This is a genomic window from Pseudomonas sp. St316 (genome assembly GCF_018325905.1).
GTDB lineage: Bacteria > Pseudomonadota > Gammaproteobacteria > Pseudomonadales > Pseudomonadaceae > Aquipseudomonas.
The window spans coordinates 1,692,880-1,705,906 of sequence record NZ_AP021901.1 but is presented as its reverse complement, the minus strand read 5'-3'; the positions used below and the strand labels follow the sequence as shown (position 1 = coordinate 1,705,906).

Genomic DNA, 13,027 nt, shown 5'->3' with positions numbered 1-13,027 from the left:
AGCTCAGCAAAAACTATCAATTTTAAAGTTCAGCCTGCTAGTAATATGTCGTAACCACGACTCGCCGTCCCCCCATGTATTCCAATAACTGTAATAGCAACTTAACTCTGTCAATAAATATTTTCTCAACTCCATTTCATCTTTCTTTTGGTCAAGTAGGATGCTGAGCTCTTGCTGAACAGCCTTCAGAATCTCGACGTCCGACTCTGCCAGAAAGGCTTCGAGGACTTGCTCAGCAGATTCATGTTCGGCCGACCAATCTTGGTGAAAATAGGCCCCAAAGAAATCATGTAATTCGGGAAACTCTGTATTCATACTTCCGGAAATCCTGTTAACAAAAAATATCCTGCTGGTCTTCGCTGGTCTTTCTTCAAAACTAACAATACTTTTGATGCGGGTAAATAATCGTTACGACCATTTAACAGACTGACCCCCACTGGTTGGTCGAATGTATGACGAATAGTTGTCTTTTCTTTCGTCCCAGCTAAGAATTTTTCGATTTTCTTTTCATTTGCCGCTAATGCTCTCACCGCTGAAAACTCAGCAATAGATCTATCAGGAAACGTAGAGGCTGCTGGGATATGCGGTTCTGCTTCCAGTCTATGGGCTAGCTGGGCATTTGTTCTACCAATATGCTTCTCAATCAGATGGCCACCGTGCGCCTCATGCGCAGCCAACCCTCCCCCGGGACAATCTCGCTGAATGGCCCATCGGCGTCGATATCACCAGGACACTGACATGCCAACCCCAACGGATCCACCCACCCCGTCGGGTTCAGGGTGTACCGGTACCCATTCAACCCTCCCGCCAGTTTGCTCGGATCGGGCGTCAGGTAGCGGCCGGTTTCCGGATTGTAGTAGCGGTGGCGGTTGTAGTGCAGGCCGCTTTCCGGGTCGAAGTATTGGCCCTGGAAGCGCAGCGGTTGCTCGAGTTGTTCGCCACCGCCGTGCTTGAGGGCGGTGAGTTGGCCGTAGCCGGTGTAGCGCGCCGACCAGACGATTTCGCCGGCAGGACTGGTCAGTTCCTGGGGCGTGCCCAGGTGGTCGAGGTGGTAGTAGAACGGGCGGGCCTTGAGGCCTTCGCCGTCGAGCATCGCCAGTGGGCGGAAGGTGCCGGGTTCGTAGACGTAGCTGCGGTGGTGGTCCGGGCTGTTTTCGGCGACGAGCTGGTCGCCCTGCCAGAAAAACTCCGTGATCAGGCCGTCCACAGTCTTACTGATGCGTCGGCCGAAGGCGTCGTAGCGGTAGGATGTTTCGCGGCCGTCCGCCGTGGTAACGCCGATCAGGCGGTGTTGGCAGTCGTAGCGGTAGGCGCTGACCTGGGCCTGGCCGCGGCGTTCGCCGATCAGGTTGCCGAAGGCGTCGTAGTCGTAGTGGCGGTCACCCTCCTTCAGCAGGCGGTTGCCCTTGAGGGTGGTCGGGCCGGGGCGGTCCTGCATCATCAGGTTGCCGGCCGGGTCGTGGCAGAAGTGTTCCGGCGGTTCGCTGTGGGAAAAGTCGATGCGGGTCAGGCGATCCAGCGGGTCGTACTGGTAGCTGCGGCGGTTTCGGTTGTCGGAAAGGGTTTGCAGATTGCCCTTGGCGCTGTAGGCATAATCGCGCCAGAACAGTTGCTGCTGTTGGCTCTGCCACACGGTCTGGGCCTTGAGGCGGCCCTGTTCGTCGTAGTCGTAGTCACTGAGCAGCCGGCCTTGCTGGCGTTGCCGTTCGCGCCCGCCGTCAAATCGGTGTTCGGTCAGGCGTGAGCCATTGAGGTCGATGGCGGTCAGTGCGCCACCGGGGGCATGGTGGTAGTCGAGCTGGCTGTCGTCCGGCAGGCGCAAGTAGTTGAGGCGCCCGCAGGCGTCGTAGCGATAACGCAGGGTGCCCCAGCCCTGGTGTTCACAGACCAGACGGTCCTGGGCGTCATATTCGAAGGCCAGCGGATGATCGCTGCCGTCGTTGACGTGGACCAATCGGCCCAGAGCGTCGTAGCGGTATTCGATGGCCTGGCCGTCGGGCAAGGTCTTGACCCGCAGCCGCCCGGCCGCGTCGCGTTGATAGCGGGTGACGCGTTGCGAACCGTCCTCGCCGTGCTCGGTTTTTTCCAGCAGGTGGCCGTTGAGGTCGTAGGCGTAGGCGGTGCGTTGGCCGTCAAAGCCGACTTGCTGTCGGATCAAGCCGTTGGGCGTGTAGTCCAGCTGATATTTTTCGCCGGATTCGTTTTCGATTTCGGTCAGTAACAGCCGCGCCGAGTCGTAGCGGTACTTCAGCTCGCTGCCGTCGGGGTTCAGGCGGCGGCTGACCAAGTGCAGGTCGTCGGCGTATTCGTAACGGGTGAGGCGGCCCTGTTCATCGCGCTCGGCGGTGACCTTGCCGTAGGCGTTGTAGCTCCAGGTCCGAATGGCACCGTTGGGCAGGGTCACTTGCAGCAGTCGGCCGACGGCGTCCCATCGGTAATGCGTGAGGGCGCCGTGTTCGTCCTGGCGACTGAGCAAACGCCCCAGAGCGTCGTAGGAAAAACACCGGCGACCGCCGTCGGGCAGGATCTCTTCGGTCAGTTGGCCCAGGCGACTCCAGGTGAACCGATGCTCGCCACCGTCCGGGGCATACGTCGCCAGCAGTTGCCCGTGGGCGTCGTAGGCATATTCCGTGCGCCGGCCATCCGGGTCGATGAGGACGATCACGTCCCCCCGGGCGTTGCGCCGGTAGGTCCACACGGCCTTGCCGCGTGAACAGGTGTGCAGGAAACCGTTGCGGTATTCGTAGGACGTCGGCGCCTCGTCCGGGGGAATCAGCGCCACCAGCCGTCCGACGTCGTCGTAGCGGTATTCGCTGACGCCCCCCAACGGGTCCTGCTCAGCGATCAGCCGGCCCTGTTCGTCGTAGGCCTTGAGGTGCTCGCCGCCGTCGGGCTCGACCTTGCGCACCAACCGCGCCCGGTCATCGTGGACATACACCTCCTGGCTGCCATCCAGGTGCCGGACCGTGACGCTGCCGTCTTCGCCCCAGGTGTAGCGGCTGTCCATCTGCGCAAACGAGGCCCAATGCCGTACGCAGCGAGCCGCCTGGCCGGCCCCTTGCCACTCCCAGTAGAAACTCGCCCCGCCGGCCAGTTGCCGCTGGAGAATGACGTGCTGGTCGTCGTAGTCGTAGCGTTCGCTTTCACCGGCGGCATTGGTCGCTTCGATCAGTCGGAAACGTCCGTCGTAGCGGTAGGAAACCAGCGTCTGCTCGGTCCGCCAGGCTTCATCGAGGGTGATGGCCGGGTGGAAGCTCTGGTAGTCGACGGCGATCAGGTGACGCTGCGCGTAACGCAGGCGCAGGGAACGCCCGGCGCCGTTGTCCAGGCGGCTGATGTCGCCATGGATGTTGCGCTGGAGGGTCAGGCGGTTGTCGTAGCGGTCGCTGAGCCCGCTCAGGTGGCCGTCACGAAAATGCAGGAACGCTGCGTTTTCGCCGGGCTGGGCGACGATCAGCTCGTCCGGTTCGCTGCCCAGGTAGATCGCCGCCCGTGCCAGGCTGTTGTGGATCGCCGGACGTTGGGCGCTGGGCAGCGGAAAGGTCGTGCGGCGGTTTTCCTGGTCGACCCAGATGACCTGTTCGCCTTTGAGCTCCAGGCGATGGGCCAAGGCATGGCTCCAGCCGCGCCCGAGCCCGACGTCCAGGTCGGCGGCACTGGTGCGGTACAAACGGGTGAAGACAAACGGCAGCCGGCCATCGAGGGTGCCATCGTCGAGGGTCAGCAATTCTTCGCCGGTGACCATCGACACCGGGCAGCCGCTGGTCTGGGTCTGGGCCGCGGTGTCGACGCTGTCGCCGTTGGGGTTTTTCGACTGGGCGGGGGCGTCGTCGTGATGTTCGTGTTTTTTCAGCGCGGTGTTGCGCTGCGCATCCCAGCGCAGCTGCATCCGGCCTTTCTTGATCCCCGCCGCGATGCCGCGTGCCGCCACGCTCTTGTAGCGGTCCACGTAGTTCATGAAGCCGTTGACCAACGCGAAGATCGCACGGATGAAACGCTGCATGGCGTTCAGCAGGGTTGCGCCGTGCCTGGCCAACCGCATCGCCAGGTAGGCAATCCCGGCCCCTGCCCCGGCAAAGGTCAAGACCACGCCGATCAGCAAGTCGATCACCAGTTGCACCGCCACGGTCGAGAGCCCTTTGGCCGTTTCGCCAGCGACTTCACTAGGCGGCAACATCTCCAGCCAGAGGCTGGCGGTGCGCACAAGCAGGCACAGTGCAGCTTCGTCGCTGGCCAGCAGTTGCAGCTTCGCCATCACCTGCGGTGTGTCTCGCGCCAGTGTTTTCAACTGATCAGCGCTGTCACCCAACCGCTCAACAAACTGACCGGGGTCCTTGAGGATGTCCGAGAGCAAGCTGATGCTGTCCCACACACTTTCAATCGCAGCCCAACTGCCGGCGAGCAACCCGTTGCCCACCGCCGCCGCCGAAGTCGACAGCGATTGTTGTGCCCATCGCGGCTTGAAGCCCTGCCACTCACCGCGCAACCAGTCCGTCAGATCGGAGGTCAGGCCATCGTAGGAAGAAAACAGATTCGCGATTTGCTTGGCGGACACCTCGCCCTGGACGTGAACGCGATAGGACTTGCCCGCCTCCCCCGTGAAGGTCCCCAGGCCCTGGGCATCCAGGGTGACCGGCGTGACCTCGCCGCTGGCCACATCCACCACATCCACCACGATGTCACCCAGCGGGATGTCGTACACCGATTCGAACTTGCTTTCGATCGTCATCGGCCCGCCCTTGGGGCACTGGACGACCGTGGAGAGGAAGTCATCGTCACCGGTGCTGACAGCGGTGGTGCTGTCGCCAAAGCGAATCAGCCGCTCCATGCCCATCAGTGACGGCAGGTCAGCGGCATGACTGGCCCGGTCCGCCGTTCGGCTGTACCAGCGCTCGAGCTGCTCACGGTAGACCGACAGGGTGCCTTTGAAGCTGTCGAGTTCCTGCTCGATTCGACTCACCTGATCCATCAGAACAGGGCTCGCTCAGGGGCCAGCAGGAAAAAACGGTCGAACATGGGCACACGTCTCGCAGCACTCAGGGAGCGCGAGACTTTGCCGGGGATGACAGGGGAATTAAGTCAGGGGAAGGAGACAGAGCGCGTAGGGCGATTCGCTAAATTCGTCTGACCTGCACAACGAATCGCCGGTGGATCACCCTAGGTATCGCGAGCTTCAAGTGATTTGAGTTTGATTTCGGCCAGCGGGTGCCCGGCTTTCGCCGCCAAGGTCCACCAACGTGCCGCTTCCACCGGATCCGGCGCCTTGCTGGTTGTGCCGGCCAGGCTGATCACGCCAACCTGGTAGGCGGCCTTGCCATCACCGGCCAATGCCGCCAGCCGCAGCAGGCGAATCCCTTCTTCACGGGCACCCAGTCCTTGGCCGCGAAACGTGAGGATGTGTCCATAGAAGCTCTGCGCACCGACGTCGCCCAAGTTCGCCATGCGGGAGAACTGCCCCTCGAGCCAGGCCCAACCACGCCGCTGGCGGACGAACCAGGACCAATGAAACAACCGACGCGCCAGCCAGTAACCGGCCCGCGCCTTGAGTCGCCAGAGCACTCAGGCCTCCGCCGACTCGGGGTACTCGTATTCAAATACCCGAACCACTTCTGAAGCGTGCCAGGAGGCTGCGGCCACGCCATCGGAAGGCCCGGAGAAGCGGCCCAGGCGTTCAACGCACTCGAAGAACCCCGTGCGCGGCAACCGACTGGCGCCCTGGCTGATCACCAATGAACTGCGCAGCGGCTGTTCCGCCCGGGCGTCCAGCGCCGCCAGGTGTTCGAGGGCCGCGGTCAAGGTCTGCATGGCGGGGCTTGGCAGTTGCAAACGCTCCAGCAAGGCGCGGTAGGTCAATAAATGGCGCTGGCGGCGCGCCTGGTCCAACTCACCCAACAACCCATCCCAATGCTGCCGACTGATGCGTACGCTCACGATTCTTCCCTCCAACCCGGCACCGTCAACTCCCAGGCCAGACTGCGCCGAATCGCGGCATCGGGCTGACGCTCGCCGCTCTCGATCAAGGCCAGATAAGACGGGCTGATACCTACCGTGCGGGCCAGCGCCTCGATGGCGATGCCCTTCCCTTCGCGTAAACTGCGTAACTGATCCAGACCAGGGAGAACCTGGCCCGGTGCCGCCGCGTGACGGACTGTCGCTTCGCGCGGCGGAGCTTGATCGATGCCTGCTGCCTTCAACAACGACTGGTACTGATCCCACGGCAAAACCGCGTATTCGGGCTCTCCGTCACGTGTGATTATTTGAATATCCATGTCTACCCCGTAGGACAACAACACTTAGCGAGCCAGCCTTTTTTCTTAGAAGTGTAATCCTAATACCGGCTAAGGTCGCGGGGCGATGAATTCTCAGGGGTAAGTGCTATCCAATCAGGTTTTTTTCTGACCTTGGAGCTGGAGTTGCTCCGGGGTATCGGGAAGCCTTTCGACCTGGGCAAGCTTCTCGGGCGATTGCCGATAACGCCAGGCTCGGAAAGCCTCGAGCTCAACGTCGAGGGTTTTCATGACCCAGGCCAGCACGGCGATATCGTCGAACATGCCAAACATTGGCAGGATGTCTGGAATCGCATCCAGGGGGCTGAGGAAATACATGAGCCCTGCCACCACCGAGAGCATCGACTTGGCGCTGACAGCGCGGTATTCGCCCCGCCAGTAAGCCAGGCACAAGGCCTGCAACAGCCGCAGATCCTCCTTGAGCTTGCCCAGCCGTCCGCCCTCCCGGGCACCTTTGCTGGCGACAGCGAACAGCAACGTCGGCAATCGACCGCGGGCCAGCAGGCGGCCTGCCAAAGGCAGAAATCGCGCAAAATTCCACGGGGCCTTCATTTTTTCTCCCACTGAAATGTTATCCACACAAATTGTGGATAACCTTGTGAACAGAGCTGCATTTCACCGCTGAAGCCCCCGTTTCATAAGGGCCCGGCTTAGATCGGGCGTTTTTTACTCACATAAAAAAACCCAATATTTCATTGACTTGACCGGCTGACTGCGTCTAGCACAGCGCCTGTATTGCCTATGACTATACCCTGCATCGTGCGTTCGGTTTTTTTGCCATTTTGCCGTAGCCCAGATGCGACAACGCCCCGCATAAGCGAGGCGTTGTCGTTATAACAGACGCGTTTACTTGGCTGCGTCTTCTTTTGCCGGATCCTTGATCGCCAGCAGTTCCAGATCGAACACCAGGACCGAGTTGGCCGGGATGGCCGGGCTCGGGCTCTGGGCGCCGTAGGCCAGGTCGCTCGGGATGTACAGCTTGTACTTCTCGCCGACGTGCATCAGTTGCAGGCCTTCGACCCAACCCGGGATCACGCCGCTGACCGGCAGGTCGATCGGGCTGCCACGCTCAACGGAGCTGTCGAACACAGTGCCGTTGGTCAGCTTGCCGGTGTAGTGAACGGTCACTACGTCGGTCGGCTTAGGCTGTGGACCGTCGGCTTTCTTGACCACTTCGTATTGCAGGCCGGAAGCGGTGGTGGTGACACCGGCTTTCTTGCCGTTTTCTTCGAGGAATTTCTTGCCGGCGGCTGCCGACTCTTCGCTCATCTTGGCCATGCGCTCTTCGGCACGCTTTTGCAGCGCGGCAAAGGCTTCGACCAGCTCCTCGTCTTTCAGCTTCTGTTCTTTCTTGCCGACGGCATCTTCGATGCCCTGGGCGACCGCTTTGGAGTCCAGGTCATCCATGCCTTCCTGAGCCAGGCTCTTGCCCATGTTCAGGCCAATACCGTAGGAAGCTTTCTGCGCCGGGGTCTTCAGCTCTACGCTGGTCTGCGAGTCGCAACCCGCGAGTACCAGGCCAACCAGGGCCACCGCCGCCGCCAACCGATGCTGTTTCATGCTATTTCCTTGTTCATGCGCCTAAAGGGCAATCGAATAAAGCCGCGAGCTTATCAGGCGGCCACGACCAATGGCTACCGGCATGTGAGCCACAAAGTAACGATAAGTTCAGGTTCGCAAACGCTTTTTAAGCCGCCACGAATGAAGCATCTGTCATCTGTTACGTACAGGGACAAATTGCCGCCCCCTTACAGGCCGGGGGTAATGGCCACTTGCCCGCCGCGCAGCACTGAGGCATAAGGGCATATCAAATAACAAGGACGTTACCGTGCGCCTTCTCTCTCGCATCCTCTTGCTGCTCCTCGCGCTGCTGATCATTGTCGTGGCCGTGGTGCTTTACTACGTCGCCAATCCTCGCTTGCCGTTTTATACACCCGTCGAACAGGTGCATTACCTGGATCAATGGAGCGCCGCCGAGCGCCAGACGTATTACTTCACGCCCCAGGGCACCCAGGTCAAAGGCCTGCGCTACGACTGGTTCACCGTCCTCGAATTGCCGTTTTCACAACAACGCTTCGCATCGCCCGAATATCTGGCGCGCTTTGGCTTCCTGGTCGATCCGGCGCAGAAAGCCTCGCCTGATAATCCTGGCAACTTGCCGGTAGGGTTTGCACGGCACCAGAACCCAGGCAGCACCGACCAGTTCCTGGATATCACCTGCGCGGCGTGTCATACCGGCGAATTGCGCTTCAAGGGCCAGGCGATACGGATCGATGGCGGCTCGGCTCAGCACGTGCTGCCTTCCAGTGTTCCTACATTACGCGGTGGCAGTTTCGGACAGGCATTGGTCGCCAGTCTGGCGTCGACCTACTACAACCCTTGGAAATTCGAGCGCTTCGCCCGACAAGTGCTAGGCAAGGACTACGACGCCCGCCATGAGGAATTACGCAAGGCGTTCAAGGTCTCCCTGGACACGTTCCTGCGGGTGGCCTGGAACGACACCCATCGCGGCCTCTACCCCACCGAAGAGGGCCCAGGCCGCACCGACGCCTTCGGCCGCATCGCCAATGCCAGCTTCGGCGACGCCATTTCGGCAGAGAACTACCGGGTCGCCAACGCACCGGTGGATTACCCGCAATTGTGGGAAATATGGACCTTCGACTGGGTGCAGTGGAACGGATCGGCCCAGCAACCGATGGCCCGTAACGTCGGTGAAGCCCTAGGGGTCGGCGCCACGCTGAATTTCTTCGATGCCCAAGGCAAACCGCTGCAAGGCGATGCGCGATACCCCTCCAGCGTGCGTGTGCGCGACTTGAACAAGATCGAAGAGACGCTGCAACTGCTCAAGCCACCTGTATGGCCGCAAACGCTGCTGGGCTCAATCGACAAACCGCTGGCGGCCAAGGGCCGGGCCCTGTTCAGCGAAAACTGCGCCGGCTGCCATGTGCCCAAAGTGATCCAGGGACCTGATAGACCGGTCCAACAACTGCACATGCTGCCCGTGCAGGTGATCGGTACCGACCCGGGCGCCGCCAATAACATCGCCGACCACCGCTACGACCTGACCAGCCTGCAATGGGATCCGGCCGAACTGGCGAAGCTGGAAGTGCAACTGCACCCGACCCCGACGGAGCCGCTGGACTTGAGTCAACTCTCGGTCGCCAAAGGCCTGGCCTACGTTACGGCATTCGTCGAAAACCGCGCTTACCGCGACGCCGGAGTCACCCCCGCCGAGCGCCCGGCGCTGGATGGTTTCGGCCTGCCCATTGGCGTACGTGAATTGCGCGCCTACAAAGCCCGGCCGCTGGCGGGCGTCTGGGCCACGCCACCGTTCCTGCACAACGGCTCGGTGCCGACGATCTATCAACTGCTGTCCCCCCAGGACGAGCGCGCGACCACCTTCTATAAAGGCAATTTCGAATACGACCCACGCCACCTGGGCTATCGCACCGAAGCCTTTACCAACGCATTTCTCTTCGATACCCGCATTACCGGTAACCACAACAGCGGCCATGAATTCCGCGCCGGCGAGCGCGGTAACGGCGTCATCGGCCGCCTGCTGCAACCGCAGGAACGCTGGGCCTTGCTGGAATATTTAAAGGTGCTGGGCGGGCCACTGGAGTCGCAACTGTAATGATGAACCCCACAGGTAAAAGGATGTTGGCATGTTGATCACCCTCTGGCTGCGCCTCGGCGCCTTTTTGGGCAAGACGCTCCTGTGGCTGCTGGGCATCGGGTTGCTCGGCTGGGCACTGTCCACGGCCTGGTTTGCCTGGCAACACAAGGGACCGGTCCCGGACAAGGAACAGGTTGCGCCCGGCGAAGCGGCCATGACCCAGGACATCATCCAGACCGCGATTCGCATCGTCGATCAGCACCGCGAAGGCACGCGCTATCTGCGCGACGCCCACGCCAAGGCCCACGGCTGCGTGATGGCCGAAGTCCAGGTGCCGAACGACCTGCCGGCACCGTTGCGCCAAGGCGTATTTGCCGAACCGGGCAAGACCTGGCAGGCAACGATCCGCCTGTCCAACGGCAACGCCTATCCGCAGTTCGACAGCCTGCGCGATGCCCGCGGAATGGCGATCAAGCTGATGAACGTACCGGGCAAACAACTGCTCGCTGACCGGCAATCACAGGGCGAGCAGGATTTCGTGATGTTCAACCATCCGAACTTCTTCGTCAGCGATGTCGCCGAATATCGTCAGAATGTGGCAGCCCAGGCTGACGGAAAGAAAGCGATGGCGTTCTTTCCAAGCCCCGACCCGCGCAGCTGGCAGATTCGGCATTTACTCATCGCCCTGGCGACACTCTCACCGCCACCGGCCAGCCCGACCCAGACCACTTACTTCTCGGTATCGCCTTACAAGTTCGGCGAAGCCAATGCCAAGTTTCGCGTCGCACCGGACCCGGACAGTTGCCCAAGCTACACCCTGCCTCCCCAGAACCAGGACCTGCCGAACTTCTTACGCAGCGCATTGAATCAGCAGTTATCCACAGATCGGGTGCCAGCGTGTTTTATCTTGCAGATCCAGCGTCAGGATCCGAGCAAGTACATGCCGATCGAAGACACCAGTATTGAATGGCAGGAAAGTGATGCGCCGTTCGAGACCGTGGCGCACATTAAGGTTCCGGCACAGGATTTCGACACGCCCATGTTGAACCTGGCCTGTGATAACCAGTCGTTCAATCCGTGGTTCGGCATCGAGGCGCATCGGCCTATTGGTGGGATCAACCGCTTGCGTAAAGCGGTGTACGAGGCGGTCAGCGATTACCGTCACAGCCGTAACGCCGAGCAATAGAGGCAGGCATCGGCGACGGCCTGGTCGTTGATGTGCAACATGCCGCACTGCAACCGCTCACCGATGGCCTTGGCCCTGCCCACCGACGGTGAAATGATCGCCGCCGCCAAACCGTACTCGGTGCGGTTGGCCAACTCGACGGCTTCGTCATCGGTGGCGAAGCTGACCACCGTTGTCACAGGCCAGAAGACTTCCTCGCCAAAGGCCCGCATGCCCGGTTTCACGCCGCTGAGCACGGTGGCCTGGTAGAACAACCGATCATATTCGCCGCCCACCTCAAGCCAGGCGCTAGCGCACGGTGTCGCTGACGATGAATGTAGCAACGCGTTTGGCGCCCGGTCGAAACCCGGTCACTTGTCCAAATGATAAAGTTATGTTTAATAACTTTTTTGCTAATTGATCATTTCGATCAGCCGAAGGCACCCTGACCGCCGCAGCGCGACTGCTGGGATTGAGCCGTGCACAGTTTGCCTACCGACTGAAGAAGTACCGACTGACATCGGTTTGATTCAGGCTGTGTCAATGCAGACCCACCCCAGCTAGGGCGGCCCCGCTCTTTTGAGATACGGAGGTTAGCGTGGCAACGACTATCCGTCGTAGATGAGGATGAAACGAAATTATCTTGCCAATTTAGTTTTGATACTTAACTATATATAAAGTTAACTTGTTTAGCTCACCACACGCCCTCCCCCGGAGTCCACATGCCCAATAACAACAACATCGACGGCCTCATCGAACACCTCAGCAAACTGCCCCCCCTCAGCTCGTTGACTGTCGATCAGCAGCGTCAACAGGCCGAACTACTCTTCGGTTCCGGCTCCTGTGCCGAGGGCGTGACCTTTGAGGCCGCCAATCTGGCTAGCGTCAGCGGGCTTTGGGCCATTCCCACAGGTGTGCGGCCTGACTTCGTGTTGCTGTATCTGCATGGCGGAGGCTACTCATTCGGCAGCGCCCAGGCCTATCGCCCGTTCGTCAGCCAACTGGCAGCCCGCAGCGGGATTCGTACCCTGTGCATAGATTACCGCCTGGCCCCGGAACACCCTTTCCCCGCCGCCGTAGAGGATGCTCTGGATGTCTACCGTGCGCTCCTCGAAAACGGTGTGAACGCCAAGCACCTGGTATTGGCCGGCGACAGTGCAGGCGGCGGTCTGTGCATGGCACTGATGTTGGCTGCCAAGGCCGCGGGTTTGCCGCTGCCCACAGCTGTGGCAGTGATGTCGCCTTGGGTGGACATGGCTCAGACGGGAGAGTCCTGGAATTTGCAGCAGGCTCGAGATCCATTGCTCGGCGCGCTTGCTGGCAACACCATTATTGCCGACACCTATCTGCAGGGCGCCGAGCCTCTGAATCCGCTAGCCTCCCCCTTGTACGGTGACCTTCGGAGCCTACCGCCAGTGCTGATCCAGGTTGGCAGTCGGGAATGCCTGCTGGACGATTCAACCCGGCTGGCCAGCCGCCTGGCCAGCGCCGACGTGGCGGTACACCTGGACGTCTGGCCGGGAATGATTCATGTTTTCCAGACCATGAGCGATCAACTCGAAGAAGCCCGCCGAGCACTGGACCAGATCAGCGACTTCCTCCTTCGGCACCTGGAGGAAAATGTGCTCTGACTACACGTTTGCGTAGAGTGCGGGGCGATACCGTATGCAGTAATAAGACTCATACTTGCGGTGATCAACGGGTGACTTGTAGCGCCCTTCTACGTTCAATGCCTGAACTATCGACCACGAGCGAGCGCTCATCGGTATTAAAACCGTGGCGGGAAGTGGATTTGAATGGAATTCAGAAAACGAAAAAAGCGGCATAAGGCCGCTTTTTCCGTGGCTTCCAGGCGTTCAGAGGGCCTTAGTGGAAGCAAATATGGCGCAGCGGACGGGACTCGAACCCGCGACCCCCGGCGTGACAGGCCGGTATTCTAACCGACTGAACTACCGCTGC

General features: G+C 60.5%; 11 protein-coding genes, 1 tRNA gene and 2 pseudogenes. 4 read left to right on the top strand and 10 right to left on the bottom strand.

Annotation, left to right across the window (positions count from 1 at the left end; translation table 11 throughout):
- Positions 1-3: 3 nt before the first annotated feature.
- The 8 genes from KI237_RS07640 to bamJ all read right to left on the bottom strand — a co-directional run bounded on the left by KI237_RS07640 (position 4) and on the right by bamJ (position 7,847).
- On the bottom strand, positions 4-315 hold the full coding sequence (locus KI237_RS07640; protein WP_212799433.1) for a contact-dependent growth inhibition system immunity protein: 312 nt from the start codon (positions 313-315) through the stop codon (positions 4-6).
- Positions 312-677 (bottom strand): RNase A-like domain-containing protein, encoded by a 366-nt coding sequence (locus tag KI237_RS30350; RefSeq protein WP_249410705.1) that lies wholly within the window; start codon positions 675-677, stop codon positions 312-314. Before KI237_RS30350 ends, KI237_RS07640 begins: the two co-directional genes overlap by 4 nt.
- Positions 644-4,969, bottom strand: a complete 4,326-nt coding sequence (locus KI237_RS07635; protein WP_249410704.1) for an RHS repeat-associated core domain-containing protein — start codon at positions 4,967-4,969, stop codon at positions 644-646. The genes KI237_RS30350 and KI237_RS07635 overlap by 34 nt, the downstream gene beginning before the upstream one ends.
- Before the next feature lie 188 nt (positions 4,970-5,157).
- Complete coding sequence (locus tag KI237_RS07630; protein WP_212799432.1) at positions 5,158-5,559, bottom strand: SEL1-like repeat protein; 402 nt, start codon at positions 5,557-5,559, stop codon at positions 5,158-5,160.
- The gene (locus KI237_RS07625) at positions 5,560-5,931 is read right to left on the bottom strand and encodes a hypothetical protein (RefSeq protein ID WP_003179080.1); all 372 of its coding nucleotides are present in this window, start codon (positions 5,929-5,931) and stop codon (positions 5,560-5,562) included.
- Positions 5,928-6,269, bottom strand: coding sequence for a helix-turn-helix domain-containing protein (locus tag KI237_RS07620; protein ID WP_003204574.1), 342 nt, complete (start codon positions 6,267-6,269; stop codon positions 5,928-5,930). The genes KI237_RS07625 and KI237_RS07620 overlap by 4 nt, the downstream gene beginning before the upstream one ends.
- 114 nt (positions 6,270-6,383) lie before the next feature.
- Positions 6,384-6,839, bottom strand: coding sequence for a YkvA family protein (locus KI237_RS07615; RefSeq protein ID WP_212799431.1), 456 nt, complete (start codon positions 6,837-6,839; stop codon positions 6,384-6,386).
- 294 nt (positions 6,840-7,133) lie between these two features.
- Entirely contained in the window at positions 7,134-7,847 is a 714-nt protein-coding gene (gene bamJ, locus KI237_RS07610) for a BamJ family beta-barrel-assembly machinery protein (RefSeq protein ID WP_003204577.1), read from the bottom strand.
- Between the two features lie 268 nt (positions 7,848-8,115).
- Between bamJ and KI237_RS07605 the strand changes: the two genes are divergently transcribed.
- Both KI237_RS07605 and KI237_RS07600 read left to right on the top strand, forming a co-directional pair.
- The gene (locus tag KI237_RS07605; RefSeq protein ID WP_212799430.1) at positions 8,116-9,921 is read left to right on the top strand and encodes a di-heme-cytochrome C peroxidase; all 1,806 of its coding nucleotides are present in this window, start codon (positions 8,116-8,118) and stop codon (positions 9,919-9,921) included.
- A 31-nt stretch (positions 9,922-9,952) separates the two neighbouring features.
- The gene (locus tag KI237_RS07600; protein ID WP_212799429.1) at positions 9,953-11,089 is read left to right on the top strand and encodes a catalase family protein; all 1,137 of its coding nucleotides are present in this window, start codon (positions 9,953-9,955) and stop codon (positions 11,087-11,089) included.
- Here the strand turns inward: KI237_RS07600 and KI237_RS07595 are convergent.
- Positions 11,089-11,382 (bottom strand): annotated as a pseudogene (locus tag KI237_RS07595) (aldehyde dehydrogenase family protein); the annotation flags it as partial. The gene KI237_RS07600 and the pseudogene KI237_RS07595 overlap by 1 nt on opposite strands.
- Positions 11,383-11,501: 119 nt before the next feature.
- On the opposite strand from KI237_RS07595, the pseudogene KI237_RS30720 reads away from it, so the two are divergent.
- Positions 11,502-11,597: pseudogene (locus KI237_RS30720) on the top strand (helix-turn-helix domain-containing protein); the annotation flags it as partial.
- A 193-nt stretch (positions 11,598-11,790) separates the two neighbouring features.
- Positions 11,791-12,699 carry an alpha/beta hydrolase gene (locus KI237_RS07585; RefSeq protein WP_212799428.1) on the top strand — a complete coding sequence of 303 codons (909 nt, stop codon included), beginning with the start codon at positions 11,791-11,793 and terminating at the stop codon, positions 12,697-12,699.
- Positions 12,700-12,950: 251 nt separating this feature from the next.
- On the opposite strand, the gene KI237_RS07580 is transcribed toward KI237_RS07585, so the two are convergent.
- A tRNA-Asp gene (locus KI237_RS07580) sits at positions 12,951-13,027 on the bottom strand.

Coding starts and splice junctions, on each gene's coding strand:
- KI237_RS07585 (WP_212799428.1), top strand. CDS start 11,791: ATGCCCAATAACAACAACATCGACGGCCTCATCGAACACCTCAGCAAA.
- KI237_RS07635 (WP_249410704.1), bottom strand. CDS start 4,969: ATGGATCAGGTGAGTCGAATCGAGCAGGAACTCGACAGCTTCAAAGGC.
- KI237_RS07640 (WP_212799433.1), bottom strand. CDS start 315: ATGAATACAGAGTTTCCCGAATTACATGATTTCTTTGGGGCCTATTTT.
- KI237_RS07620 (WP_003204574.1), bottom strand. CDS start 6,269: ATGGATATTCAAATAATCACACGTGACGGAGAGCCCGAATACGCGGTT.
- KI237_RS07600 (WP_212799429.1), top strand. CDS start 9,953: ATGTTGATCACCCTCTGGCTGCGCCTCGGCGCCTTTTTGGGCAAGACG.
- KI237_RS07615 (WP_212799431.1), bottom strand. CDS start 6,839: ATGAAGGCCCCGTGGAATTTTGCGCGATTTCTGCCTTTGGCAGGCCGC.
- bamJ (WP_003204577.1), bottom strand. CDS start 7,847: ATGAAACAGCATCGGTTGGCGGCGGCGGTGGCCCTGGTTGGCCTGGTA.